Source organism: Nocardioides sp. J54 (genome assembly GCF_000519005.1).
Taxonomy (GTDB): domain Bacteria; phylum Actinomycetota; class Actinomycetes; order Propionibacteriales; family Nocardioidaceae; genus Nocardioides.
In genome coordinates, this window is record NZ_JAER01000004.1 from 82,130 (window position 1) to 107,851 (window position 25,722).

The 25,722-nt window shown below is 70.3% G+C and carries 26 protein-coding genes; 10 read left to right on the top strand and 16 right to left on the bottom strand.

Annotated features, from left to right (window positions below):
* The 8 genes from NOCJ54_RS0104085 to NOCJ54_RS0104120 form a co-directional block, all read right to left on the bottom strand.
* Complete coding sequence (locus NOCJ54_RS0104085) at window positions 1–1,425, bottom strand: MlaD family protein (RefSeq protein WP_028654457.1); 1,425 nt, start codon at window positions 1,423–1,425, stop codon at window positions 1–3.
* Window positions 1,425–2,654: an MlaD family protein gene (locus NOCJ54_RS0104090; protein WP_028654458.1), complete on the bottom strand. Its 1,230-nt coding sequence runs from the start codon at window positions 2,652–2,654 to the stop codon at window positions 1,425–1,427. Before NOCJ54_RS0104090 ends, NOCJ54_RS0104085 begins: the two co-directional genes overlap by 1 nt.
* A 1-nt stretch (window position 2,655) precedes the next feature.
* Window positions 2,656–3,483 (bottom strand): ABC transporter ATP-binding protein, encoded by an 828-nt coding sequence (locus NOCJ54_RS0104095; RefSeq protein WP_084254903.1) that lies wholly within the window; start codon window positions 3,481–3,483, stop codon window positions 2,656–2,658.
* Window positions 3,484–3,555: 72 nt separating this feature from the next.
* Window positions 3,556–4,419 (bottom strand): ABC transporter permease, encoded by an 864-nt coding sequence (locus tag NOCJ54_RS23785; protein ID WP_198020094.1) that lies wholly within the window; start codon window positions 4,417–4,419, stop codon window positions 3,556–3,558.
* Between the two features lie 10 nt (window positions 4,420–4,429).
* Window positions 4,430–5,287, bottom strand: coding sequence for an MlaE family ABC transporter permease (locus tag NOCJ54_RS0104105; RefSeq protein WP_198020095.1), 858 nt, complete (start codon window positions 5,285–5,287; stop codon window positions 4,430–4,432).
* Window positions 5,288–5,424: 137 nt separating this feature from the next.
* Window positions 5,425–6,657, bottom strand: coding sequence for an NAD(P)/FAD-dependent oxidoreductase (locus tag NOCJ54_RS0104110; RefSeq protein ID WP_028654462.1), 1,233 nt, complete (start codon window positions 6,655–6,657; stop codon window positions 5,425–5,427).
* The gene (locus tag NOCJ54_RS0104115) at window positions 6,654–7,076 is read right to left on the bottom strand and encodes an SCP2 sterol-binding domain-containing protein (protein ID WP_028654463.1); all 423 of its coding nucleotides are present in this window, start codon (window positions 7,074–7,076) and stop codon (window positions 6,654–6,656) included. Before NOCJ54_RS0104115 ends, NOCJ54_RS0104110 begins: the two co-directional genes overlap by 4 nt.
* Before the next feature lie 182 nt (window positions 7,077–7,258).
* A complete protein-coding gene (locus NOCJ54_RS0104120; protein ID WP_036516850.1) occupies window positions 7,259–9,622 on the bottom strand; it encodes an ATP-binding protein in 2,364 nt (787 codons plus the stop codon).
* A gap of 230 nt (window positions 9,623–9,852) precedes the next feature.
* Between NOCJ54_RS0104120 and NOCJ54_RS23790 the strand changes: the two genes are divergently transcribed.
* The gene (locus tag NOCJ54_RS23790) at window positions 9,853–10,800 is read left to right on the top strand and encodes a LuxR C-terminal-related transcriptional regulator (RefSeq protein ID WP_157514785.1); all 948 of its coding nucleotides are present in this window, start codon (window positions 9,853–9,855) and stop codon (window positions 10,798–10,800) included.
* Window positions 10,801–11,233: 433 nt separating this feature from the next.
* On the opposite strand, the gene NOCJ54_RS0104130 is transcribed toward NOCJ54_RS23790, so the two are convergent.
* From NOCJ54_RS0104130 to NOCJ54_RS0104150, 5 genes are read right to left on the bottom strand one after another with little or no spacing between them, the layout of a single operon-like run.
* A complete protein-coding gene (locus NOCJ54_RS0104130; protein WP_028654465.1) occupies window positions 11,234–11,548 on the bottom strand; it encodes a 2Fe-2S iron-sulfur cluster-binding protein in 315 nt (104 codons plus the stop codon).
* Window positions 11,541–11,753 carry a ferredoxin gene (locus NOCJ54_RS0104135; protein ID WP_028654466.1) on the bottom strand — a complete coding sequence of 71 codons (213 nt, stop codon included), beginning with the start codon at window positions 11,751–11,753 and terminating at the stop codon, window positions 11,541–11,543. Before NOCJ54_RS0104135 ends, NOCJ54_RS0104130 begins: the two co-directional genes overlap by 8 nt.
* A gap of 22 nt (window positions 11,754–11,775) precedes the next feature.
* Window positions 11,776–13,107: a cytochrome P450 gene (locus NOCJ54_RS0104140; RefSeq protein WP_028654467.1), complete on the bottom strand. Its 1,332-nt coding sequence runs from the start codon at window positions 13,105–13,107 to the stop codon at window positions 11,776–11,778.
* Between the two features lie 15 nt (window positions 13,108–13,122).
* On the bottom strand, window positions 13,123–14,580 hold the full coding sequence (locus tag NOCJ54_RS0104145) for an aldehyde dehydrogenase (RefSeq protein WP_028654468.1): 1,458 nt from the start codon (window positions 14,578–14,580) through the stop codon (window positions 13,123–13,125).
* Window positions 14,581–14,610: 30 nt separating this feature from the next.
* Complete coding sequence (locus NOCJ54_RS0104150; protein WP_028654469.1) at window positions 14,611–15,714, bottom strand: NAD(P)-dependent alcohol dehydrogenase; 1,104 nt, start codon at window positions 15,712–15,714, stop codon at window positions 14,611–14,613.
* A gap of 220 nt (window positions 15,715–15,934) precedes the next feature.
* Here NOCJ54_RS0104150 and NOCJ54_RS0104155 point away from each other — a divergent pair, with 220 nt between their 5' ends.
* Window positions 15,935–16,948, top strand: a complete 1,014-nt coding sequence (locus NOCJ54_RS0104155) for an LLM class flavin-dependent oxidoreductase (RefSeq protein WP_028654470.1) — start codon at window positions 15,935–15,937, stop codon at window positions 16,946–16,948.
* A gap of 108 nt (window positions 16,949–17,056) precedes the next feature.
* Complete coding sequence (locus NOCJ54_RS0104160) at window positions 17,057–17,452, top strand: DUF2834 domain-containing protein (RefSeq protein WP_028654471.1); 396 nt, start codon at window positions 17,057–17,059, stop codon at window positions 17,450–17,452.
* Here NOCJ54_RS0104160 and NOCJ54_RS0104165 read toward each other — a convergent pair.
* Complete coding sequence (locus tag NOCJ54_RS0104165; RefSeq protein WP_028654472.1) at window positions 17,437–17,898, bottom strand: MaoC family dehydratase; 462 nt, start codon at window positions 17,896–17,898, stop codon at window positions 17,437–17,439. The two genes, NOCJ54_RS0104160 and NOCJ54_RS0104165, sit on opposite strands and share 16 nt — an antisense overlap.
* A 148-nt stretch (window positions 17,899–18,046) precedes the next feature.
* Here NOCJ54_RS0104165 and NOCJ54_RS0104170 point away from each other — a divergent pair, with 148 nt between their 5' ends.
* Window positions 18,047–18,559, top strand: a complete 513-nt coding sequence (locus tag NOCJ54_RS0104170) for a thioesterase family protein (RefSeq protein ID WP_036516780.1) — start codon at window positions 18,047–18,049, stop codon at window positions 18,557–18,559.
* 7 nt (window positions 18,560–18,566) lie between these two features.
* Here the strand turns inward: NOCJ54_RS0104170 and NOCJ54_RS0104175 are convergent, their stop codons facing one another.
* Complete coding sequence (locus NOCJ54_RS0104175) at window positions 18,567–19,334, bottom strand: PaaI family thioesterase (protein ID WP_028654474.1); 768 nt, start codon at window positions 19,332–19,334, stop codon at window positions 18,567–18,569.
* Window positions 19,335–19,442: 108 nt separating this feature from the next.
* On the opposite strand from NOCJ54_RS0104175, the gene NOCJ54_RS0104180 reads away from it, so the two are divergent.
* From NOCJ54_RS0104180 to NOCJ54_RS0104200, 5 genes are all read left to right on the top strand, one after another.
* Window positions 19,443–20,246, top strand: a complete 804-nt coding sequence (locus NOCJ54_RS0104180; protein WP_232221671.1) for an enoyl-CoA hydratase-related protein — start codon at window positions 19,443–19,445, stop codon at window positions 20,244–20,246.
* A gap of 8 nt (window positions 20,247–20,254) precedes the next feature.
* On the top strand, window positions 20,255–21,391 hold the full coding sequence (locus tag NOCJ54_RS0104185; RefSeq protein ID WP_028654476.1) for an acyl-CoA dehydrogenase family protein: 1,137 nt from the start codon (window positions 20,255–20,257) through the stop codon (window positions 21,389–21,391).
* 193 nt (window positions 21,392–21,584) lie between these two features.
* Window positions 21,585–22,379: a hypothetical protein gene (locus NOCJ54_RS0104190; protein WP_028654477.1), complete on the top strand. Its 795-nt coding sequence runs from the start codon at window positions 21,585–21,587 to the stop codon at window positions 22,377–22,379.
* On the top strand, window positions 22,376–22,993 hold the full coding sequence (locus NOCJ54_RS0104195) for a cytochrome c oxidase subunit 3 (RefSeq protein ID WP_028654478.1): 618 nt from the start codon (window positions 22,376–22,378) through the stop codon (window positions 22,991–22,993). Before NOCJ54_RS0104190 ends, NOCJ54_RS0104195 begins: the two co-directional genes overlap by 4 nt.
* Window positions 22,990–23,259, top strand: coding sequence for a cytochrome C oxidase subunit IV family protein (locus tag NOCJ54_RS0104200; RefSeq protein ID WP_028654479.1), 270 nt, complete (start codon window positions 22,990–22,992; stop codon window positions 23,257–23,259). Before NOCJ54_RS0104195 ends, NOCJ54_RS0104200 begins: the two co-directional genes overlap by 4 nt.
* A 121-nt stretch (window positions 23,260–23,380) precedes the next feature.
* On the opposite strand, the gene NOCJ54_RS0104205 is transcribed toward NOCJ54_RS0104200, so the two are convergent.
* The gene (locus NOCJ54_RS0104205) at window positions 23,381–24,445 is read right to left on the bottom strand and encodes an NAD(P)H-dependent flavin oxidoreductase (RefSeq protein WP_051485462.1); all 1,065 of its coding nucleotides are present in this window, start codon (window positions 24,443–24,445) and stop codon (window positions 23,381–23,383) included.
* Window positions 24,446–24,543: 98 nt separating this feature from the next.
* Between NOCJ54_RS0104205 and NOCJ54_RS0104210 the strand changes: the two genes are divergently transcribed.
* On the top strand, window positions 24,544–25,707 hold the full coding sequence (locus NOCJ54_RS0104210) for a 2-hydroxyacyl-CoA dehydratase subunit D (protein WP_028654481.1): 1,164 nt from the start codon (window positions 24,544–24,546) through the stop codon (window positions 25,705–25,707).
* The last annotated feature ends 15 nt before the right edge of the window (window positions 25,708–25,722 follow it).

Genomic DNA, 25,722 nt, shown 5'->3' on the forward strand with positions numbered 1-25,722 from the left:
TCAGCGGCCTCCGATCAGGTACGAGAGGAGGTTCTTCTCCTGGGACGTGGACAGGCCGGTCGCGCTGCCGCCGTCAGCCGCCCGGGTGCTGGTCTTCCCGCCTCCGAGCAACCCGCCCAGCGGGCCCACCAGGTCCTCGAGGCCGTCCAGCAGGCCGCCCAGAGGCGGCTTGGCACCGGACTGCCCGCCGTCACCGCCGGAGCCCTTGGTGCCGGGCTTGCCGGCGGACCCCGACGGAGCGGGCTTCAGCGCGTCCTCGCCACCGGGGAGGAGTCCCGTCAGCACCTCGGTCGTGACGACCACGTGCGCACGGAAGTAGTGCGCCAGCCCGTCCTGGCCGTTGGTCGTGAGCGCCCAGGACCGGATGAAGTCCATGACCGTCGTCAGGTTGTCGAGGGCCTGCGTGGCGATCTCCCGACCGTGGTGTGCGGTGGTCCGGAGGTCCGGCGAGAGGTCCTGCAGCGACCGGGCGACGGGGCGGGCCCGCTCGAGCAGCACCTCGGCCTTGTCCAGCACCGGGTCGAGCCCGTTGAGGGCCGGCTCGGCACTCTTCGAGAACGACTCGAGCTCCTTGCTGATCCGCACCAGGTCCTGGGTGACCGGGCGGAGCGCGGCCAGGACAGGGGCGGTCGAACCAGCGGCTCCGGCGAGTGCGGCCAGCGTCGTGCGCGCCTCCCGCAGGGCCGCGGGCAACCGCTCGAGGGTGGCCGACAGGGCGCGGTCGCTCCGCGCGGTCGCGGTCAACGTCTTGTCGGCCGCACCGACGAGACGGTCGAGTGCGACGCCCTTGTCCGTCGCGAGCTGCTCGGCGACGGGCGTGACCTCGTCGACGAGCTGCTTCAGCACGCCGTTCTGGTCATTGAGGATCCGGGCGAGGCGGTCAGTGTCCTGCAGCGCGGGAGCCAGCGCCTTGATCGCGCGGTCGGCCTTCTCCCCCTTGCCCAGAATGCCCTGGCCGAGCGTCGTCACCAGCATGGACAGCGCCGTCCCGGTGGGGGCGTCGACCATGTCCAGCACCTCGTCGAGGTCGGTCGCCCGGCTCGACTGCTCGACCGGCAGCGAGGCACCCTCGGCGAGGACCTCCGCCTCAGGTGAGCCGCGGTCGAGCTCGACGAACCGCTCGCCGAGGAGGCCGACCGGCCGCACGCGGGCGGTGGCGTCGGAGTGGATCGGCAGGACCTCGTCGTCGAGGACGAGGCCGACCTTGGCGATCCCGTCCTCGACCTCGATCGAGCCGATCGTGCCGACCTTCACGCCGGCCGACTTCACGTCGTTGCCCTTGATCAGCGGGCTGGCGTCGGAGAAGTAGACGTAGACGTCCGGGTCCTCGTCGGACATCATGCTGGCGGTGGTGCCGATCGTGATCGACAGGCCGAGTGCCGTCGCGACCGCGACCGCCACCATGCGGACCTGGGTGGCGCTCATCACTGCATCTCGCTTCCGTGGGCGTCGGTCCAGGGCTGTCCCTCGGACTCACCGGGGAGCCGGGTGAGCTTCCGGGTGATGCCCGGGGGCACGATGCCGGGGTTGTGGTTCAGGCTCGTCGTCCCCTCCGTGATGAAGGCGCGGAGGTAGTGCCCGTTGGAGTCGTAGTTGGCCGCGGCGGAACCCCAGTTCGCCAGCCAGCCCACGAGCTCCGGGGTGTAGGGACGGAGATAGGTCACGGCAGGTCCGAGGTCCGCGAGGACCTGGTTCGCCTGCGGGAGCACGCTGTCCGCGCCGTCCAGCAGTGCCGGCGTGAGCTCGAGGAGCGAGCGGGCAGAAGCGAGCGTCGGGCGCAGCTGGGCGATCGTCGGACGCAGGTCGCGCAGCACCGGCTCGAGCTGCTTCGCCACGCCCGGCAGCTGCTCCATCCCGGGCGCGAGCGCCTCGAGCAGGGGCGTCGCCTCGTCCACCGTGGCCGGCACGTCGTCGAGCGTCGACTTCGCGACCGCCAGGGTCTCCGGGAGGTCAGCGAGGGCCTTCGACAGCTGCGAGCGGTTGGCGGCGATCGTGCCGGTGGCGCGACTCAGGTCGCTGACCGTGGATGCCAGTTCACCGTCGCGCTCGTCGAGCGTCGACATCAAGGTGGAGAGCCGGGTCACCAGCTTGCGGATGGCCGGTCCGTCCTTGCCGACGGCCTCGAGGACCTGGCCGAGCGCCTCGACGGCGGGACCGAGCGACTCCAGTGTCGACCGGACGTCCCTCTCCTTGCCGTCGAGGGTGGTCTCGAGGCGGTCCAGCAGGCTCTTGAGCCTCGTCCGGGTGGGCTTGTCGAGGGCAGCCAGCACCTGGTCAAGCTCGACCCGGTCGACCGAGCCCTCGACGAGGGCGCCGTCCGGCAGCTCGGGCGCTGCGTCCTTCCCCGGGAACAGCTCGAGGATGCGCTCACCCAAGAGGGCCTTGTAGGAGACGCGCGCCGTCGTACCGTCGTGCAGCGGGGCGTGGTCGTCCTCGAGTGCGACCGTGACGACGGCCTTGCCGTCGCGGGTCTGGAGCTCCTTCACCCGACCGGCGGTCGCGCCGTCGATCTCCACCTCCGAACCGGCGACCAGGTTGGTCGCGGCGGGCAGCACCACGTCGAGGGTGTAGTCGTCGTCCGCCGCCGTGACCACGCCGGCGGTCGCCACGAGCAGGGCACCGGCGCCGAGGGCTGCGATGAGTGGTCGGGGCATCTCAGTCCATCCCCAGCGGGCCTGCGGACTCGCCGGCGAGGAACTGGCGAACGAACGGGTCCTCGCTGGCGAACGCCTCGTCGCAGTCGCCGTAGTGCACGAGCTTGCCCTGCCAGATCATGCCCACGTAGTCGCTGACCGAGCGGGCGGCCGAGATGTTGTGGGTGACCAGGAGGTAGGTGCCCCCGTGCTCCTCGTGCATCTGCTGGATCAGGTCGCACAGCAGACTGGTTCGCACCGGGTCGAGGCCCGAGTCCGGCTCGTCGAACAAGACGATGTCGGGGTTCATGATCAGCCCGCGCGCGAAGCCCGCGCGCTTGCGCATGCCGCCGGACACCTCGGTCGGGAGCTTGTGCGCGGACCGTTCGAGGCCGACCTCCTGGAGGCGGCTCATCACGAGGTCACCGATCTCCGACTCCGCCATGTCGGTGTGCTTGCGAAGGGGGAAGGCCACGTTGTCGAAGATGTTCATCGACCCGAACAGGGCCCCGTCCTGGAAGAGGACTCCGAAGCGCTTGCGCAGCTCGTAGCGCTCGTCCTCGCTCGCCTTCCAGATGTCCTTGCCGAAGACGATCACCTCGCCCTGGTCGGGCTCGAGGAGGCCGACCAGGTGCTTGAGCAGCACGCTCTTGCCCGTGCCGGACGGGCCGAGCACGGTGGTGATCGCGTCGTCGACGAACTCGATGTCGAGGCCCTGGAGGACCTTGAAGTCACCGAACTTCTTGTGGACGTTGCGCACCTGCATGGTGGCGGTGCGGTCCGCGTGGTGCGCTTGGAACGCGGAGCCCGAGGACGGCGCCATTGCGGTGTCGACGAGAGCTGTGTTCATGACTGACTCCAGGGGTCGGACGTCGGAGGGAGCGGAGGACGTGGGACGCGGGGCGGCCGGGAGACCCGGCCGCTAATTCGCGATCGGTGCGTTGGGGGAGAGGCCCCAGAAGAGCTGGGTGCAGAGGAGTCCGATCACGTGGATCAGGACCATGTTCACCATCATCGACTTGGCCGTGTTCACGCCGACGCCCACCGGCCCGCCCTTGGCGGTGTAGCCGTAGTAGCAGCCGACGATCACGATGACCGTGCCCATCAACATCACCTTGATGAGAGAGAACATGAAGTCGAGGGGGTTCTGGAAGAGCCAGAAGATCAGCGAGTAGCCGCCCGGGGACACGCTGCCGTACTGGAAGACGACGACCAGCCACTGCGAGAGGTACATGAAGCCGAGGCCCACGAAGTAGAGGAAGGGCATCGCGATCCAGGCGGCGACGAGGCGGGTGCCGATGAGGTAGCTGCGCGACTTGATGCCCATGACCTCCATCGCGTCGATCTCCTCGGCGATGCGCATCGAGCCGATCTCGGCGACCAGCCCGCAGCCGACCTTCGCGGCCAGGATGTAGCCCCACATGTACGGCGCCATCTCGCGGAGGCTGCAGTAGGCGGTGAAGACGCCGGAGTAGAGCGGCGCCCCGATGGCGCGGAGGGTGTAGTTCGCCTCGGTCCCGCAGACCGTGCCGATGACGAACTCCATCATCCAGATGATCAGGCCGCTGGCGAGGATGAGGATGCCGCACTGGCGGAAGATCTCTGCCGTGTACATCCGCACCCGCGGCAGCTCGCGGAAGGTCTGTGCGGCGAACTGCGCGATCTCGCCCGCGGTGGCGAACGCTGCCTTCGTGCTGGCCATCACCGAGCTGGCGCTGACCTCGACGTCCTCCTTCTCCGGAGGCGGCGGCGGGGCGGCGCGGTGGCCGTTCATCTCGATGGTCACGGGCGTGGCCTCACTTGTAGACCTGCATGTCGGGGTTGAGCCCGAGCAGGATCGACGTGAACAGGGAGTTGATGATGAAGATCGCGGCGAAGGAGATCACCACGGCCTGGTTGACCGCGCGCCCCACACCGATCGGGCCGCCCTTCACGGTCAGGCCCTTGTAGCAGCAGACCACCGCGATCACGAGGCCGAAGATCGTCGTCTTCAAGACGCTCCCCCACAGGTCGGTCACCGTCGCATTGGCGAAGAAGCTGGAGAAGAACGCGCCCGAGGAGGCGCCGAGGATCGGAACGGCCGCGATGTAGCCGCCGACGACGCCGAAGGTCAGGGCGACCAGGTCGAGCAGGCCGGTCATCAGCGTCACGGCGATCACCCGCGGCACGATGAGGTCGCGGATCGGGTCGATGCCCAGGACCTCCATCGCGTCGATCTCCTCGCGGATCTTCCGGGCGCCCAGGTCGGCGGTCATCGCGGCGCCGACGACGCCGGCGACGACCATCGCGTTGATCCACGGGGCGAACTCGCGGACGCTGGCCATGATGAAGAAGGAGCCGAGCCGCTCGGGGATGCCGAAGAGGTTGTAGATGTTGCCGCCCTGCAGGCCCGGGGCACCGAACCCGAAGGTGACCGTGGAGATGGCCATCGGGATCCAGCACAGCTTGAGCATGCTGAACATCTGGTCGCGGACCTCGCCCCAGTAGCCACGCGGGTGCCGCACGGCACTCCAGACGACCGTCCCCAGGAGGACGCCCATCTCACCGGCGGGGACGAGCACGGTCTCCAGGGGCTTCAGGCCGCTGCGCCGCTTCGGGGGTGCTGCCTCCGGTTCGGTACCGGCGGCCCCCGGCGGGGACATCGTCGCGGTCATGACTCTCCTTCGAGGCGGATCGGCGGCGGTGTGGTCGCCGTCACCAATCTCTTGTAGGCGGTGGGCGGGGGCATCCCCCCTCAGGCAGAGGTGGCTCATCCGTGCGGTTCACCGCCCCACTGAGCGCCACCCGGGGGTCAGGCCAGCAGCTCCTTCAGCGGCACCGAGGGGTCGGCGAGCCGGGCGGCGTCCACGTGGGCGGAGGAGGCGATCAGCTTCTTCGCGACCATGAAGTCCGGGGCGCTGTTGACCGTCTCCACCGCCACGACGGCGTCGCCGGAGAGGTGGAAGACCGCGAAGCGGCCGGAGCCGACGTCGCCGCGGACGACCGAACGGTCCGCGAACCCGACGAGACCGGCGATCTTGACCTTCAGGTCGTACTGGTCGGACCAGAACCACGGCACCTCGTGCGGTCGGGCCGGCTGGCCCAGCACGTGGGCGACCGTCTGCTTGGCCTGCTCGACCGCACTGGGGATGCTCTCCAGGCGGTGCCGGCCCGGGAAGTGGTCCAGGGGACGCCGGGTGACGTCACCGACGGCGTACACGCCGTCGACGGAGGTGCGGCCGTGGTCGTCGACCAGGACTCCCCCGTCACAGGCGACCCCGGCCTGCTCGGCGAGAGCCGTCCGCGGGATCGCCCCCACCCCGACGACGACGGTGTCGCACTCGACGCGCGAACCATCGCCGAGGACGACGGCGGCGACCCGGCCGTCGTCGCCGTCGAGGCGGACGACGTCGGCGCTGGTGCGGATCTCGGTGCCGCGCGCGGCGTGCTGCTCGACCAGGAACGCGGCGAGGTCGGCCCCGGCCACGCGCGCCAGGGCACGGGCCTCGCGCTCGAGCACGACGGCGGAGGCACCGAGGTGGCGGGCCGACGCGGCGACCTCCAGGCCGACGTACCCACCGCCGACGATGGCGAGCCGGGCGGCCGGGACGACGTCAGCACCAAGGCGGAGGGCGTCGTCGTGGTTGCGGAGGTAGTGGACCCCGTCGAGGTCGGCACCGTCGACCGGGAGCTGGCGCGGGGCGGCACCGGTGGCGAGGACGAGCGTGTCGTACGAGATCGACTCCCCACCGCCGAGCGTGACGGTGCGTGCCTCGGTGTCGATCGCCTCGACTGCGTTCCCGAAACGCACGTCGATGCGCTGGTCGGCGTAGAAGTCCTTGGGCTTGATGAGCAGGTCGTCGTCGCTCATCGCACCCTTGAGGTAGTCCTTGGACAGCGGCGGGCGCTGGTAGGGCCACATGGGCTCGTCCCCGACGAGGACGACGGCCCCCTCGAACCCCTGCTGGCGCAGCAGCGCGGCGACGTTCGCGCCGCCGTGGCCGGCGCCGACGATGACGATGGTGTCGGAGCGGGGGTTCGTCATGGCAGTACTCCTGGGAGGTCGCTCGTCGCGCGTTCCTTGACGGCCACGAGCTGGCGGTAGAAGGGGTAGGCCTGCTCGAGGACAGGCAGCACCTTGAGCGCCTTGCTCACCTGCCCCCGGGCGTGGATCACGCCGCGGGCCAGGGCGTCGACGACGTCGACCTCACCGCGGAGCACGCCGTCCAGCACGTCGGAGTCGCAATGGAGCTCGACGTCGGCGGCCACCCCGATCCCGTTCCAGACGACCGCGACCGGGTCGCGGAGGTCGAGCACCAGGTGCGCGGGCAGGTCCGTGCAGGACAGTCGCAAGGTCATCGCGGCGCGGGCGAGCTGCGGCCCGAGGACGGGGTCGGTCGCGGCGAGCCTGAGCACGCCGCCCACGTAGCAGTCCACCTCGGCAGCACTGGCGAAGAAGGGCATGGCGGCGATCCGGTCTCGTCGGTGCGTCCCGCGAGGGGTTCCCCGACGGGAGTGCCGTCCCGGTGGGGCAGCACGTCCCGCACGCTAAGCGGGTGGAGGGTGCCGCCGAATCGCCCGTGGGGCGGAAAGGCGTATGTCGATCGGCGTCGCGGGCGCGGCGGACGTCCGCGCCGGGGCCGGCGTCAGGACCGCGCTGCGGACGGCATGGTCACCCGTTTCTCGACCACCCAGGCGGCGACCTGGGAGCGCGAGTGGAAGCCCAGCTTGGCGAGGATGTTCTCGACGTGCCCCTCGGCCGTGCGGGGCGAGATCACGAGCCGCTCGGAGATGGCCCGGTTGGAGAGGCCCTCGGCGACGAGGTCGGCGATCTGCTGCTCCCGGCGGGTGAGCTTGACGACGGTGGGGTCTGCCAGCGCCGTCGGCGAGGGCACCTGAACGCGCCCCAGGGCGGTCGCGATCGCGTCCGCGTGGCTCATCTCCCGCCCGGCGCGGAACGCGGTCTCGAACACGCGGTCACCGAGCTCGCGTCGGCAGGCCTGCTCGGCGTCACGCATCTTGCTGAGCCAGTCGGGCGACCCGAACAGCCGGATCCCGAAGCTGGTCCACAGGCTCTCCGCAGCTCCCAGCAGGCAGGCGGCGTCCTGGTGCCGGCCGGCATCGGCCTGCGCCCAGGCCAGCAGGTCCATCGTGGTCGCCAGACCACACAGGTCGCGGAAGAACCACTTGATGTCCAGCGCCTGTCGGGCGAGCTCGACGGCACGCTCCGCGTCCCCCCGCATCTTCTCGACGAACCCGAGGCCGTAGAGGGCGTAGGAGAACAGCCAGCGCTCACCGGTCAGGGTGCACAGCTCCCGGCATGCATCGAAGTGCTCCTGCGCCGCGTCGACCTCACCGCAGTAGATGTGGGCCAGGGCCAGCTGGACCCGGACGGCGGTGAGGTGGTCGTCGAGCGCGTCGTGCCCGTCGTACAGGCCGAGTGCACGGGTCAGCAGCTCCTTGGAGCGCTGGGGATCGTGGAAGAGCGCGGACAACCCGGCGACGTGGGTGGCGTAGGCCTCGACCCGGCTGTCGCCGAGCGCGACGGCGATGCCCCGGGCCTCGTCGGCGGCTTCGGCGGCGCGGGCCTGGTCGCCCTGCAGACCGGCGACGTAGCCCAGCGTGCCCAGGGCGACCGCGCGGTCGGTGGTCGGCGCGGGGCAGGTCGCCACGGCCCGCTCGAGCCACTGCCGGCCCTCGTCGAGGAAGAGCGCGATCCAGAGGAACCATGGCGTACCCACCAGGGGCAGGGACCGCTCGTGGCACGGCTCGTGGGTCAGGCAGTGCTCGGCCGCGGCGCGCAGGTTCGCCTGCTCCAGGCGCAGAGTCGTGCACCACGCCTCCTGGAGCGGCCCGAACCACTGCAGGCAGGCCTCACCGACGAGGCCCTCGACCCACTCGAGGTGGCGGTGGACCAGGTCGTCGTGCTCACCGAGGACGCGGAGTCGGTGCTGGCCGTGCTCCCGCAGCGGCTCGAGCATCCGGAAGCGCACCTGTCCGTGGCTCTCGACGCGGCTCAGGACGGACTTCTCGAGCAGGCCCTCGAGCACGTCGAGGACGGCCTCCTCCGGCAGGGTCCCACCGGCGCACACCGCCTCGGCAGCCTCCACACCGAACCCGCCCGTGAACACCGAGGCCCGGGCCCAGAGGGTGCGCTCGTCATCCGTGCAGAGGTCGTAGGACCAGTCGATCGTGGCCTCGATCGTCCGGTGCCGCGACGGACCGGTGCGCGCGGAGTGGCGCAGGACGTCGAGGCGTGCGTCCAGGCGACGCACCAGCTCGTCGAGGCCCAGGACGCGCAGCTTGACGGCAGCGAGCTCGATGGCGAGCGGGATGCCCTCGAGCTTGCGGACCAGCTCGACGGCCGCGACCTGGTTGGCCGGCGTGAGCTCGAAACCCGGCACGACGGAGGCGGCCCGCTCGCGGAAAAGTGCGAGCGACGGGAACAGCGAGGCGACGCCCGGTTCCGCGGCCTTCTCCGGAGGTGGCACCGGCAGCGGTGCGACGCTGAACACCGTCTCGCCGGGCACTCCGAGGGTCTGACGGCTCGTGGCGAGGACCCTCAGGCCCGGGCTGTGCCGCAACAGCTCGTCGACGATCTCCGCGACCGGCTCGAGCACGTGCTCGCAGTTGTCGAGCACCAACAGGATCCGGCGCTCCGCCACGTGCTGGAGGGCCACGCTCCAGGTGTCCCGGCCGGGGAGGTCAGGGAGGTCGAGCGCCTCGACCACGGCCTGGCGGAGCAGGCACGGGTCACGGACGTCGGCGAGCTCGACCCACGTGACGCCGTCGGGGTGACTGCGGACGAGCTCCCGGGCGGCCCGGAGCGCCAGCCGGGTCTTCCCGACGCCTCCGAAGCCGGCGAGCGTCAACAGCCTGGTCTCGCCCAGCAGCCGCTTGACCTGGTTGAGGTCGGTGCGGCGCCCCTCGAAGGACGTGAGGTCCGCAGGCAGGCGTCCCCCGGGGGCGGTGTCGTCGACCGAGGACCCGGCGCGAGCTCGGCTGGGCATCGTCGTCACCCCCATGTCGACTCGTGTGCGGGACGTCACAGAGCACAAGTGTGGCCGAAATGGTCCGACCAAACAAGGGTGTCATGCCCGAGACGCCCGACCCACTCGGAACTACCCGGAAATCCTACTCGGGTAGTGATCCGGGGGTGGCCCCCGGTCCACCCCACCGCCACCGCGAGGGATGGTGACGGTCATCACACCCATCTGGTCCGACCATTCAAGGAGGAATCGTGACCGCGCTCCCCGAGTCCGCTTCCCAGCACTTCCTCGCGCCTGCCGAACGAGACCTTCCGAAGACGTCCATGGTGCGGCGGGTCGGCAGGGCCCTGGACGACCTCCGCGCGCTCACCACCGTGCAGCAGCTGGTCCAGCGCGCGCCGGCGGCGCTGTGCCGGGTCGGCTTCGACCGGGCGATGATCTCGCGCGTCGCCGACTCCGAGTGGGTCGTCGAGCGCTTCCACAGCGAGCTCGACCCCGAGCAGGCCGCTCGCATCACGGAGATGGCCAAGGCCAACAACCAGCGCCTCGGCCCCAACGTCATCGAGCTCGAGATGGTCCGGCGCCGGGTGCCGCTGCTCGTGCTCGACGTGCAGCGCGACCCGCGGGTGCACCCCCAGCTGGCCCGGATGACCGGCTCGAGCTCCTACGTCGCCGCGCCGGTCGCCCCCGAGAACGAGGTCGTGGGCTTCATCCACGCCGACCGGGTCGACGGCGTCGTCACGGAGTTCGACCGCGAGATCGTGGCGCTCTTCGCCCAGGAGCTCGGCACCCTCGTCGCGGCGGCCAACATGCGCGAGCGGCTCGAGCAGCTGCGCGTCACCGTCGACAACCTCCGCTCCTCCCTCGGCGGGATGGTCAACGGTTGCCTCTCCGGGCCCGTGGGGCTCGAGCCGGTGGCGACCGTGACACCCATCGGCGTCGCCGCCGGCGCCCCGGTGCAGATGCAGCAGCAGACGTTCGCGAGCTCGCCCGAGATCGACCGCCTGCTGTCCGAGCGTGAGCGCGAGGTGCTGCGGTTGATGGCGCTGGGCGAGACCAACGGCCGCATCGCCAGCCGCCTGGTCATCACCGAGGGCACCGTGAAGTCCCACGTGCGCCACATCCTGCGCAAGCTGAACGCAGCCAACCGGGCCGAGGCCGTCTGCCGCTGGCTGCAGCGCCCCGGCGCCCCCGTCTGACCAGTCCACCGCCGAACGCCGAAGGCCCGGGACCTCGCGGTCCCGGGCCTCTTGGCGTGCCCTGGCGGGATCCCGGCCGGAGCCGGTGGATGACCGCTGCGGCGGCGGCACCTGTGGGGATCGCCGTTCCTCCCGCACCCGTCCTCGGCGGCGCAGCGGCCGGGCGCGGTCCGTGCTGGCCCCACGCCCTGCCGCGACACGTACGAGGACCTCGGCGCACACGGCACGGGGCCGGGCAGGTCGTTGCCTTCCCCGAGCGGGCCCGGACCTCGTCGTACGCGTTGCCCCTCCGCGAGAGCCGGGAAGGCGGCAAGGAGCGTGACAAAAGACGAGCGGCCCCGGGAACCGGTCAGGGTTCCCGGGGCCGGTGACGCCGTTCGAGGGCGCGAACGGCATCTCCCCCGCGGCCAGCGGTGGTACGGGGGCGCTGGGGTCAGTCGGTCGGCACCACGACGCGCGCACCGTGGGTCTGCTCGCTGACGATGAGCTGACACGACAGGCGCGAGCTGGGCCGCACCCCGTCGGCGAACTCGAGGAGCTCGCGCTCCTCGTCGGTCACCTCGTCGAACCGGTCCTGCCAGGCCTCGTCGACGTAGACGTGGCAGGTCGCGCAGGAGCAGCTCCCCCCGCACTCGGCGACGATGCCCGGCAGGTTGTTGCGCACGGACCCGTCCATGACGCTCTGCCCCACGGGCACGTCGATGGACAGCTCCCTCCCGTCCGCGAGCACGTAGACGACCTCAGGCATGACGTCCCTCCAGGATCTTCTCGAGCCGGAGCGCGCCCGTGGGGCACGCGTTGACGGCCTCCGTCACCCGCTCCAGGTCGTCACCGTCGATGTCGGCGCGGGCCACCTGCAGCAGCCCGTCGTCGTCGACGACGAAGTAGTCCGGAGCGATCGCGAGGCACTCCTCGACGCCGCCACAGGTGCCCTGTGTGTGTACGACCTTCATCTCGCTGGCCTCCTCCGGCTGCTCAGTCAGTGAGTTCCAGGCGGACAGGGAGCCGCTTGATGCCACCTACGAAGTTGGTCTGGGTCAGCTTGCGCCCCCCGAGCAGCTCGATCGACTTGATGCGCGGCAGGAGCTCCTCGAACATGATGCGCAGCTCCTGCTTGGCCAGGTGCTGCCCGATGCACATGTGCGGGCCGTAGCCGAAGGCGATGTGCTTGTTCGGCTTGCGCTCCAGGTCGAAGGTGGTCGGGGCGTCGAAGACGTCCGTGTCCCGGTTGGCCGACTGGTAGAGCGGCATGATCCGGTCCCCGGCCTTGATCTGGGCTCCACCGAGCTCGGTGTCGACCCGCGCCCTCCGCATGAAGTGCTTGACGGGCGACACCCACCGCAGCGCCTCGTTGACCAGGTCCGGGATCAGCTCCGGGTTCGCCTGGACCTTTGCCAGCTGCTCCGGGTTCTGCGCGAGTGCCTCGATGCAGCCCGTGATGGTGGCCGACGTGGTGTCGTGGCCCGCCGTCGAGATCGCCATGAACCAGCCGTAGGCGTAGGAGTCCGGGTAGAACTCTCCGTCGGGCTGGCGCGCGTTGGCGATGAGCGAGGAGAGGTCGTCGCGGGGGTTCGCGCGACGGTCCGCGACGAGCCCGGCGAAGTAGCCGCAGAAGTCCTGGAAGGACGCCGCGAACTGCTGGGCCATCGCCTCCGGGGTGGCGGCCTCGACGTCGTTACGCTGGAGGTCAGGGTCCGCGACGCCGAAGAACTCCTGCGTCAGCTTCATCATCCGCGGCTCCTCCTCCTCGGGGACGCCGAAGAGGGTCATGATGACGTGGAGCGGGAAGTAGAGCGCGAAGTCCTCGATGAAGTCGATCTCGTTGACGCCGGGCTTGAGGTACTTCGCCATAGCCTCGCGGGCGAGGCCGCGGATCTGGTCCTCCCACTGCTTGAGGTTCGCCGGGCGGAACCACGCCCCGGCGATGTCCTTGACCTCGGTGTGCTCCGGCGGGTCGAGGTAGGGCAGGGCGTCCATGATCCGGAGGCTGCCGCCGGTGAGGCTCTTGGTGAACGCGTCGCCCGCCTGGTTGCTCAGGATCGGGTTGTGACTGCCCGGATCCTCATGGCCACCCGCGGTGAAAACGTCGGTGTTGCGCTCGACCTCCATGATGTCGGCGTGCTTCGACACCAGCCACAGCGGGTCGAAGCCGTCGACGACGGCCTTGCCCACGGGCATGTTCTCCCGGAGCCACTGGTAGGCGGCGAACAGCTTGTCGTGGTCGACGTGCCCCTCGGGGAGCACGATCTGCTGCGCGATGTCGTCGGGGACGACGGGGGTCGTGGTCTTCTCGTCGATGACGGTCATTGTGTCTCCTCGACTTCAGTTGGCCGCGGCCGGCGGCAGGTAGATGGTCTTGAGGTTCTGGAAGGCGACGAGGCCCTCGGGACCCAGCTCGCGGCCCATGCCGCTCGACTTGATGCCACCGAACGGCGCGGTCGGGTCGTTCACGTAGTGGTTGAGCCCGATGGTCCCGGTGCGCACCTTGCGGGCGAACGCCTCGCCACGCTCCGGGTCGGCCGTCCACACCGAGCCCCCGAGGCCGTAGTCGGTGTCGTTGGCGATCCGGACCGCCTCCTCCTCGTCGCGGTAAGGGATCACCGCGAGGACGGGACCGAAGATCTCCTCCTGCGCGATGGTGTGGTTCGGGTCCACGTCCGCGAAGACGGTCGGCTGCACGAACCAGCCACGGTCCCGGTCGGCCGGGCGCCCACCACCGGCAGTCAGCCGGCCACCGTCGGAGCTGCCCTTGGCGATGTAGGACTCGACGCGCTCACGCTGGCGCTGCGAGACGAGCGGACCGATCTGCGTGGTGCGCTCGAGGGGGTCGCCGATAACCAGGTTGGACGCCAGGCCGGAGATGGTGTCGACCACCTCGTCGTACCGGCTCTGCGGGGCGAGCACGCGGGTGCCGAGCCAGCAGATCTGGCCGTTGTTCAGCAGCGTGGAGGCGAAGAAGCTCTCGATGTTGCCGAGCAGGTCGGCGTCGTCGAGGACGATCGCGGCGGACTTGCCGCCGAGCTCCAGGGTCACCGGGCGCAGCAGGCGGCCGCAGGTCTCGGCGATGGCGCGTCCGGCCGCGGTCGAGCCGGTGAAGCTGACCTTGTCGACGCCGGGGTGCTCGACGAGGTACGCGCCGAGCTCGCGTCCGCCGGGGACCACGTTGAGCACGCCCTCGGGCAGGCCCGCGGCGAGCGCAGCCTCGGCCATGAGGAAGGCGTCGAGCACCGTCTCCGGCGCCGGCTTGAGGACGACGGTGCAGCCCGAGGCGAGCGCCGGCGCGAGCTTCAGGAAGGTGATCCCCTGCGGGACGTTCCACGGCACGATCGCGCCGACGACGCCGATCGGCTCGCGCCGGATGACCGACGACCCGCCGAGCATCCCGGGACGGCGCTCCTCCCCCTGGTCCACCACCAGCTGGCTGTAGTAGCGCAGGAGCAGCGGCGGGAAGGCCGACTCGAACTGCTCGGCGACGACGATCGGCATGCCGTTCTGCTGGGCCACACGAGCGGCGGTCTCGCCGGCGCGCTTCTCCAGCTCGTCAGCGAAGCGGTGCAGCGCCTCCTGGCGCCGGGCGGGCTCCCAGCTGCCCCAGGCGTCCGGGCCGTCGAAGGCCCGGCGAGCGGCGTCGACGGCGGCGTCGATGTCGCCCTCGGCCCCCTCCGGGACGGAGCCGATGATCTCCTCGGTGGCAGCGGCGCGGACGTCGATCCGGGCGCTGCCGGCCGGCGCTCGCCACTCGCCGCCGATGTAGAGCTTGTCGTAGTCAATGGTGCTCATCTGGTCACCTCGTGTCTCGTGGGTGGGGGGTCAGTTGTGGGTGAGGACGACCTTGACCGCCTCGCCCGCCGCCTGGGCCGCGATGGCCTGGTTGAGCTCGCTGAAGGGACGGGTGCTGATCAGGCGGTCGTAGGGGAACTTGCCGGCGGCGTGCAGCGCCTGCAGCTCACCGATGAACTCGTCGAGGTTCGAGTCGCCCTCGACGATGCCGATCACCCGCGCACCGAGGACCTGGGCCGGGATCATGGGGACCGCCATGACGGACTCCGGGTCGGCCGGGACGCCGACCAGCCCGATGGTGCCGCGGTAACCGATGGAGGCGAAGGCCTCGCCCAGGACGGCGGCGTTGGCGGTGGTGTCCAGGACGTAGTCGACGCCCGCGGGGATGATCGCCCGCACCTGCTCCGAGACGGGACCGGCCGCAGGGTCGATGGCGTGGGTGGCGCCGAGCTCGATCGCGAGCTCGCGCCGCGCGGCGACGGGCTCGACGACGATGATCGTGCCCAGGTTGCGCGCGACCGCGGCGAGCACACCGGAGAGGCCGACCGATCCGCCGCCCATGACCAGCAGCGCCTCACCGCCCTGCGCGTCGAAGCTGTTCATGACCGCTCCGGCGCCGGTCTGGATACCGCAGCCGAGCGGAGCCGACAGGGCGAGGTCGGCGTCGGCCGGAAGCTTCACGACGTTGCGCTGGTTGGCCATCGCAGCCGTCGCGAAGGACGACTGGCCGAAGAAGTTGGCGCCGAGCTGGGTGCCGCCCTGGGACAGCGCCGAGCTGCCGTCCGGGCGGACGCCGCCGAAGTTGAGAGCCATGAAGTTGACGCAGTACGCCGGCTCACCCTTCTTGCACGAAGGGCACTCGCCGCAGGTGTTGAACGTGAGCGCGACCTTGTCCCCGACCGCGACCTTGGTGACGCCCTCGCCGACGGCCTTCACGACGCCCGCGCCCTCATGCCCCACGACACCGGGCATCGGGAAGGGCAGGTGTCCGTGCTGCGCGGCCAGGTCGGTGTGGCAGAGGCCGACCGCCGCGATCTCGACGAGGACCTCCCCGGACTGCGGGTCGCCGAGCTCGACGTCCTCGATGGTGAAGTCGCCCCCGACCTCGTGTACGACGGCTGCCTTGATCTGCATGGCGGAATCCCTTCAGGAAGCTCGAGAGTGAGTGGTCCGGTCGGCCCACCGCCGTACCTGGACGATCTCGAGTGTTTCCTCGGTCACACTTGACGGGCATCCCCCTTGGGACAGATCGACATGTGCCGTTGGGCCCGTCCCGCGCAGGCGGTGGGGAGACCTCCAGTCGCGACGCACGGCCGGCGTTGCGGGGTCCCCGCGGGTCGGCGACAGTGGCCCGGTGACGACACGAGGCATCACCGTGCTGGCCGGCGGGCTGGCGGAGACGGTGGAGATCACCACGGCAGCCGACCGCGCCGGCTTCGACGGCGCCTGGTCGGGCGAGTTCCTCAACCGGTCGGCGGTCGTCTCCGTCGCCGCGATGGCCGCTGCCACCGAGCGGATCGGCGTCGGCACGGCGATCGCGTACGCCGTCGGACGCTCTCCCCTGGTCCTGGCCAACGACGCCCGCTTCCTCGACGAGATGAGCGGCGGACGGCTCACCCTCGGCCTCGGGACCGGCACCCGCGGCATGATGGTCGGCTGGCACGGCGTCACCGACCCGGACGGGCCCGCCAGCCGGATGGAGGAGCTCATCCCGCTGCTGCGCCGCCTGTGGCGGCTGCACGAGGAGCCCGTCAAGCACGAGGGTCGCTTCTACAGCTGCGACATCACCCCGACGGCGGACATCCAGCCGCCGCTGCGCCCGCAGGTCCCGATCTTCACCGCTGGCGTGAACGCCCGGATGATCGAGGTGGCGGGCCGCGTCTCGGACGGCCTCATCTGCCACCCGACGCTGACCGACCGCTACCTCGACGAGGTGGCGCGGCCGGCGATCGAGAAGGGCGCCTCGCGCACGGGGCGCGACCCCGAGCAGGTCCAGCTCAAGGGCGTCATCATCACGTCGATCCACGACGACCCCGCTGTGGCCCGGCGCGAGGCCGCCGCGCAGATCGCGTTCTACGTCGCCCCCAAGGCCTACGGCCCGGTGATGGAGGCGTCCGGGTTCGGCGAGGAGGCCGCCGCGATCCAGGCGGCGTTCCGCGCGAAGGACCACGACGCGATGGTGGGCGCCGTGTCCGACCGGATGCTCGAAGAGATGGCCGCCGCCGGGACGCTCGACGAGGTGCGCGAGCGCGTCGCCCTGCTGGAGAAGCGCTACGACCACGCCGCGCTCTACTCCCCCAGCTTCACGATGGCGGCCGAGCGCGTCCGCGAGAACACCTTCGCGATCATCGAGGCGTTCAGCCGGTAGCAGCGGGCACGGACCGAACGACGCACGGTCCTCCGCCCCACGGCCGATTCGGCGGTCCGGCGCGCCTTCCTAGCGTGCAGGTGCCCCTGCTCTAACGGAAGGCCCGCCATGTCCACCACTGTCCGCCACGCCGCCTACCTCCTCGCCGGACTCGTCGCGCTCGGCGTGACCTGGCCCCACGCGTTCGACTGGATGGACGCCGGTGGCAACATCCTCGACCCGCTGGACTTCTTCGGCGACGCCGTCGACGCCGGCGGCACGGCGGCGTTCCTGTCGCTCGACATGCTCGTTGCCTGGGGCGTCTTCATGGTGTGGGTCGTCACCGACGCCACCCGGATCGGCCTCGGGCAGAAGTGGGGCTGGTTCTTCGTGGCGCTGTCCTACATCGGCGTCTCGATGGCGTTCCCGGTCTACCTGGTGACGCGTGAGCGCTACCTTGCGCGGGTCGCCGCCGCGACACCCGTCGCGACGGCGGACACCGAGGTCACTCAGGCCCGCGGGTAGGTTAGGTAGATCGACTCGCCGACCATCGCGGGGCGGTCCTGCCCCTTGACCTCGACCCTGAGCGCCACCCGGTACTGGACGCCACCGTCCTCGCGCCGGGTGGACTCGGGGATCGAGGCGGCGAGCCGGATCTCGGCGTCGACCGGGACCGGCGCGGTGAAGCGGACCTTGTCGAGCCCGTAGTTGGTGCCCCGGCCGTGGTCGGTGATCACCATCAGCTTCTTCAGCATCGACGGGACCAGCGACAGCGTGAGGTAGCCGTGGGCGATCGTGCGACCGAACGGCCCGTCCGCTGCGCGCTCGGCGTCGACGTGGATCCACTGGTGGTCGTCGGTCGCATCGGCGAAGGTGTCGATGCGGCCCTGCTCGACCCGCTGCCAGGGGGAGGCCCCGAGGTCGAGGTCGGTGGCCTCGGCCAGCTCGGCGACAGTGATCTCCAGGGTCATCGACACTCCTCGTCTCGGGTTGGGCGCCCACCGTCGACCACTCGGCGGGGCGCGGTCAACGTGACCGGTCCCTGCCTGCTGTCGCCGCCCACAGTGAGCGGGACCACACCAGACGCGGACCACGGCACCGATCCGCCAGTGTGGCGCCATGAGCAACGCCGACCTGCCGTCGTACCACCAGGTCCTCGACCTGCCCGTCCTGCACGAGGGCGACGTGACGCCGGACTTCATCGACGCCAACGGCCACATGAACATCCGCCACTACCTCGACGCGGGTGCCTTCGCAGCCGACGTGCTGCTGCGCCGGATCGGGGTGGACGACGCCTACCGCGCCAGCCGCCGGCGCGGGGTCTTCACCGCCGAGCACCACATCCGCTACTTCACCGAGATGCACGCCGGCGGCCGGTTCAGCGCCCACACGGCGTTCGTCGCACGGTCGGCGAAGGCGGGTCACCTGCTGTCCTTCATCCTCGACCGCGAGCACGAGCGGCTCTCCTGCACGGTCGAGATCATCGTGGTGGCGGTCGACCTGGAGACCCGGCGACCCGCAGACTTCCCCGACGACATCGCCGGCCGCATCGACGAGCACGTCGCCGAGGCGACGAGGCTGGCCTGGCCCCTGCCGCTGTCGGGCGCCATGGGGATCCGCAGCCGCGCCTGACCGGCGACTACGGCTGCGCCGTCACGGTGGCGACCGTGCAGGTCCGCCCGTCGACGGTGCCGACCACGTCGGTGACCCACAGGGTCCGGCCGGAGTGGCGGGTCGTCGCCCGCAGCTCGAGCTGGGCGCCCTCTGCGATCCCGCGCGTGTGGACGATGTGGATCGAGGTCGTCGGCAGCGTGCTCCCGGCGTCGAGGCGGGAGAGGGTGGCCATCGCGTCGGAGGCCGCGAGCGACACGCCGCCGTGCAACATCCCGCGGGGGTTGAGCAGGGACGGCGAGGCAGGGAGCACGCCGGCCCCCGCGCCGGCGCGCAGTCCCAGCAGGGACAGGAGGTCAGGCGCCCGGAGCGTTCCGGCAGGTGCTTCGACCGTGGCAAGGTCGAGTCCCTCGGGACGCGCGACAGCGCGGCCGCGCTGCCGGCACACCACGACCACCTGCCCCTCCTCGTCTCGGATGCGCCCGACGGCGAACGAGCCCTCCTGGACCGGTCGGGCGCACGCCTCGAGAGCACCTGAGAGCGGGAGCTCGCCGACGACGTCGATCCAGATCTCGGTGCTGATCGACCACGATCCCTCGGGCAGGGAGGCCATGAGCGCGTAGCCCGACACCTCGTCGGCCAGCACGCCGAGTGCGCCGGGAGCAGTACGACCGTCCGGACCGGTCGCCCACGGGCCGAGCGCGCTCCGGCAGGTCACCCCGCCGGGCACCTGCTGCAGCCCGTGGACGTCGAAGAGCCGCTCCGGCTCACTGGGGATGAAGGTCAGCTCTTGCACGAACCCACCCTAGGGGTCTTGTGAACGATCGTTTACACCCCTATTGTACAAATGGTCAGGCCAAACGTCGCGCCGACGTGGCGGCCCCACGCCCCTCACGAGAAGGACATGTCGCTCATGGACAACTTCACCGACATCACCTACGAGGTCGAGAACGGTCTCGCCTGGATCACGATCAACCGGCCCGACCGGTTCAACGCCTTCCGCGCGCAGACCGTCGACGAGCTGGTCCTCGCGTTCAAGCGGGCGTGGGCGAGTCCCGACGTCGGCACCATCTGCCTCACCGGCGCGGGCGACAAGGCGTTCTGCGCCGGCGGTGACCAGAAGCAGCGGATGGAGACCGGCGACTACGGCCCGTCGCAGTCCGGTCTGTTCGAGGTCGAGGCCCTGCACCGGGTGATGCGCGACGTCCCGAAGCCGGTCATCGCCGCCGTGAACGGCCTGGCCATCGGCGGAGGCCACGTCCTCCACGTGCTCGCCGACCTCACGATCGCCGCCGACACCGCCAGCTTCGGCCAGAACGGCCCCCGGGTGGGCAGCTTCGACGCCGGCCTCGGCTCCGGCTACCTCGCCCGGGTCGTCGGCGAGAAGCGCGCCCGCGAGATCTGGTTCATGCTGCGCCGCCTGAGCGCCGAGGAGGCGCTGGACTGGGGCCTGGTGAACAAGGTCGTCCCGGCTGCCGAGCTCAAGGACGAGGTGCGTCGCTGGGCCGAGACGATGAACGCCTACTCCCCCACCGCGCTCAAGGTGCTCAAGCAGTCGTTCAACAGCGACACCGAGCACTTCGTCGCGGTCGGCAACATGGCCATCACCACCCTCAAGCTGTTCGGCGAGACGCCCGAGGCGCAGGAGGGCATCACCGCGTTCAACGAGAAGCGGCAGCCCGACTTCTCGAAGTACCGCGGGAACTGAGGCCGACGATGCAGCTGGACGCCGAGCGCCTCGAGTTCGCGAAGGCGATCGAGGACTTCTGTGCGCGTGAGTGCGGGACCCTTGCGCAACGCGACGAGCTGACCGACAACGAGACCGTCGCCACCAGCTTCGAGCTCCTCCGGAAGATGTCGGACCTGGGCTGGCTCGGCGTCTCGCTGCCGGAGGAGTACGGCGGGGGCGGGGCCGGGTTCGTCGACGAGTGTGTGTTCATCGAGGAGGCCCACCGCGGGCTGGCCCCCGGCCTGCTCGCCTACACCACCGGGCTCACCGCTGCCCAGACCTACCTCAAGTGGGGCAACGACGAGCAGAAGAAGACGATCGTCTCCAACCTGGCGGCGGGCCGGATCGAGGCGATCGCCCTGTCCGAGCCCGGCACCGGGTCCGACCTGGGGGCCGTGCGCACGAAGGCGGTGCGCGACGGAGACGAGTACGTCATCGACGGGCAGAAGACCTGGATCTCGACCGCGCACGTGGCCGAGCACATGCTGACGCTCGTCCGCGAGGACGCCTCCGGCCCCAAGCACGCCGGGCTCACGCTGCTCATGGTGCCGTGCGACACCCCGGGCATCGAGATGCGCGAGGTCAGGACGATGGAGGCGCGCACCTGCAACGACGTCTTCTTCACCCAGGCCCGCGTCCCGGTCTCGGCCGTCGTCGGGGAGCCCGGGCAGGGCTGGAAGCAGCTGATGCGCGGCCTCAGCGTGGAGCGGATGATCATCGCGGCGTTCAGCATCGGCGCCGCGCGGCGCTCCCTGGAGGACGCCGTCGCCTACATGAAGCAGCGCGACGCGTTCGGGCAGTCGATCAGCGAGTTCCAGGCACTCCGGCACCGGGTCGCCGACATCGCGACCGACATCGCGACCACGCGGGCCTTCATCTACGACGTCGCCCAGGCGATCGACGACGGGCGCGAGGACGACCTGGCGCGGGAGTCGGCGATGGCGAAGATGCGCGCGACCGAGGTGGCGAAGCGGGCCGCACTCGAGGGCATGCAGCTCATGGGCGGCGCAGGTTACGCGCGGGAGTACGGCATGGAGTTCCAGGTCCGCCGCGCGCTCGCGCCGCCGATCTTCGGTGGCACCAACGAGATCCAGCGGGAGATCATCGCGAAGTCGATCTTCTAGCCGGACCGCGTCGCACCGCGACGTACGACGAAGCCCCGGACGGCGCCGCCGCCCGGGGCTTCGTCGTACCCGGCGACGGGCAGCCGGGCGGACCGAGCGGATGATGCCGCCCCCCTCCTGGGAGTGATTCCACGAGGCGCACGGGTCCCTACCGTCAGGACGCAGACCTATCCCTCCTCCGAAGGTGGTGACCATGGCCGTCCTGGAGACAACCGACGAGCCATCACGGCTCGACCCGCCCGTCGACGACGTGAAACCGATCAACACTCGAGTCGTGCGCCTCATGGCCTGGTCGGGCGTCGCGCTCGTCATCAGCCTGGTGGTGGCGCAGGGCCTCCTGATGCGCTTCGTCCCGCCGCCGTCCCCCGCGATGAGTGCGCAGGAGATCGCGGACCTCTACATCGACCGCAAGCTGGCGATCCGCGTCGGCACGCTCATCGAGTGCATCGGGTTCACGTTCTACCTGACCTTCTCGATGTCGATCGTCGTCTTCATGCGGCGCATGGAGCGCGGCATGCCGGTGCTGACGTACACCTCCATGGCCAACAACGGCGGCGGGTACGTCTTCTTCCTGCTGATGCCGATCACCTGGGCCGCACTCGCTTTCCGCCCCGAGACGCTGGACCCCGCGCTGATGCAGATCGCGAACGACTACGTCTGGTTCGTGTTCATCCTCAGCTGGCCGCCGTTCGCGCTCTTCATGGTGTACGTCGCCCTGGCCGTCCTCGGCGACCGCAACCCCACGCCGGTCTTCCCGCGCTGGGTCGGCTTCTTCAACCTCTGGACCGCGGTGCTGATCATCCCCGCCGGGTTGGTGGAGTTCTACACGGCGGGTCCGTTCGCCTACGACGGCGAGCTCTCCTTCTGGTTCGTCTGGTTCGTCTTCTTCGGCTGGATCATGGTGATGAGCGGCGTGACGCTGCGTGCCTGCAAGGCCGAGGAAGAGCGCCAGGCCGCCGTCGCCGGCCGGGACGGAGCGGCCGCATGACCGCCGTCGACGTCCGCACCGCCCCGGACACCGCCGGCCAGCCGGAACGGCACCGCCGGAAGATCCCCGGCGAGGTCGGCATCTGGATGTTCATCGGCGGGGACATGATCTCGTTCTCGTTCCTGTTCTTCCTGTTCCTGCACTACCGGGCGAACGACACGGCCGGGTTCACCGCGTCCCAAGCGCACCTGGACCAGAACCTCGGCCTGCTGAACACCTTGCTGATGCTCACCAGCTCGTGGCTCGTGGCCTCCGGCGTCCGCTTCGCGGCGCGCCAGCGGGGAGACCTGGCGGCGCGCTGCTTCCTCGGAGCAGTGGGCTGCGCGGCCGCCTTCGCCGTCGTGAAGGCCGTGGAGTGGGGAGGCAAGGTCGCCGACGGCCACACCATGAGCAGCGACGAGTTCTTCATGTTCTACTACTGCTGCGCCGGGATCCACATGATCCACGTCGTCATCGGCAGCGGCGTGCTGCTGTCGATGGCCGCGACCGTTCGCCGCAGCAAGCTCGCTGGCAACGAGCAGCGCAACATCGAGTCGGGAGCCACCTTCTGGCACCTGGTCGACCTGCTCTGGATCGTCCTGTTCGCTCTTCTCTACCTGGTGGGCCAGTCATGACCGAACTCCTGCAGACACGAACCACCGCCGTCTGGGCCGCCCTCGCCGGCGTCACCGTCCTGTCCTGGGCGATGGGCAGCGGGATGGGGATCTCCGACGTCGAGACCGCCGGGGTCGTGATCCTCCTCATCAGCCTGGTGAAGGTCCGCTTCGTGCTCTCGGACTTCATGGAGGTGCGGACGGCACCGTTGTGGCTGGGCCGCGCGACCGACGCCTGGCTGGCCGCGCTCGGCATCATGATGATCAGCCGGTTCCTCATCGGCTGACCTGCACCAGCCCGCCGCTGACTGACAGGAACGAGAAGACCGCCGGACCCGTGCGCACGGGACGGCGGTCTTCTGCATCGCCAGCGTTGACGCGCCCGTGCCCGGTGCTACGGGATCAGGATCAACCGGCCGCCGGCGCGAGAACACCTGCGTCGAGCGAGGCAGCCAGACTGCGCAGCACGTCAGCCGCCTCCCTCGCCATGGCGGGAACGAACTCGGCGACGTCCACCAGCTCGTTGATCGCCGAGGCAACCTGTCCCGTCATCACGAGGCTGTCCGTGGTGTCCCCGGTGGTCTGCGCCCTCTGCATCGACTCGATCTTCCACCGGACCAGCTCTACCGGGTCGAGCGGTGCGTCGCTGGCGCTGTGATCGAGGAGGGCCTGCGAAGCCGCGTTGCGCAGCCCCCGGCAGGGTCCGTACACCCCGTCGAAGGCGACGTCGTCGCCCTCCTGCGCGTCAAGCAGCGCCTGGACGTAGGCAGGGTGCCAGTCGGCGTTGGCGGTGCTGGTGATGAACCGGGTCCCCATCGCCACCCCCTCGGCCCCCATGGCGAGGGCCGCAGCGAGGCCGCGTCCGTCCCGCGCACCGCCGGTCAGGAGGACGGGGACGTCGACGGCCTCTGTGATGCTCGGGACCAGCACGTAGGTGTGGACCTTCGCCGACGGCGCATGCCCCCCCATCTCGAAACCGGCAGCGAGGATCACGTCCACACCCGCTTCCGCCGCCTTCACTGCCTGCTTGGTTGCCCCCACCTTGTGCTGGTGGACCATCCCGGCGTCCTTGATCATGCCGACGTAGTCACCGGGGAATCCCGCAGAAGTCGTCATCACCGTGAGTCGGCGCGCGATCTCACTGTCAGCGCGGCGCGCTTCGAGCACCATTCGGATGTAGCTGTCGGTGAACGGCAGGACCTTCCCGGCAGCGTCCACGCCGACCGGAATGTTGACGGCAAACGGACGATCCGTCAGGGATGCGCACTCCTCGATGTGCTCCCTGAACGTCCTCGCGCCGGCCTCGATGTCCTCGGGCATCCCGGGCATCGAGACAGTGCCGAGGCCACCTGCATTGGAGACCGCCGCGGCGAGCCGCGGCGTCCGGAAGGGCCCGAGCCCCTCTTGCACGATCGGGTGATCCACCCCTACGAGGCGGGTCCATCGGTTGCTGATCGGGGCGGCGGCGCTCATCTGCGGGCTCCTTGGGTGACGAAGTCGACGTCTCTGTTATACACTTACGGTGACGTAATGACTAGATCTGTCCAATAAACTGAGGAGAGAGGGGCACCATGAGCAGCGGAAGCGCGGCGCTCGAGGCCCTGCGGGCAGCAGCCCGCGACCCGCGGAGCTACATCCGGGCGTGGCGCTCGACCCACCCCGGCCAGAAGGTGCTGGGCGTCCTGCCCATGAACTTCCCGCGGGAGCTCGCCCACGCCGCGGGCGTGCTCCCGGTGATCGTTCCTGACGACCAGGAACCGGTGACCGAGGGGCGAGCCTTCCTGCCCGAGTTCTACTGCGGTTACACGCGCAACCTCGCTGACCAGGCCGCCACGGGGCGGCTGAGCGACTACGACGCCCTCTTCGTCGCGGACCACTGCATCCAGCTGCTGGGCGCCACTGACGTGGCGCGCGAGCTCGACCCCGCCCGGCCGGTCTTCCTCGGGCAGCTGATCAGCTCGTTGAACGAGCCGTGGGCTGTCCGCAAGACGGCAGAGATGATGTCCGAGCTGCGCTCCGAGGTCGAGCGACTTGCAGGCGTCACCATCGAGGACACTGCCCTCGCGGCAAGCATCCGGGCATTCAACCGCGACCGTGCATTGCTCCGCGAGGTCTTCGACGCGCGTCGCTCTGGGGACAGCGCTTTCTCCCCTGTCGAACTCCAGGACATCGTTGCCGCGGCGCAGGTCATGGACCCGGACGAGCACCGAGAGCTCCTGGCCGCTGTGCTCCGGGATCGCGAGGCAACCGCCCGCGACGAGCGGATCCGGGTCCACCTCTCCGGCCACCTCTGCCACGCTCCGCGCCGCGAGCTGCTCGAGGTCATCGAGGAGGCGGGTGCGGTGGTCGTCGACGACGACCTGTGGACCGGGCGGCGCTACCTGCAGGCATCGGTGCCGGAGGCGATACCGCCGATGGAAGCCATCGCCCAGTGGTACGCCGACCGCAACGTTGCGATGCCATGTCCGACCCGCGTGCAACACGATGTCGACTGGGACGAGTGGCTGCTGGACTCCGTCCACCGAAGCGGGGCAGAGGCCGTCATCCACCTCATGCCGAAGTTCTGCGAGCCGCACATGCTGTATTACCCCGAGCTCCGACGTGCCCTCGACACCGCAGGCGTTCCCCAGCTCCTGGTCGAGACCGAGCACGAGGGAATCCCGCTCGAGACCTTCCGGACGCGGCTCGAAGCTCTCGTCGAGCGCGCTCACCGCAACCGCCCTGCCTACGCCTGACCCGAGGAGACTCTC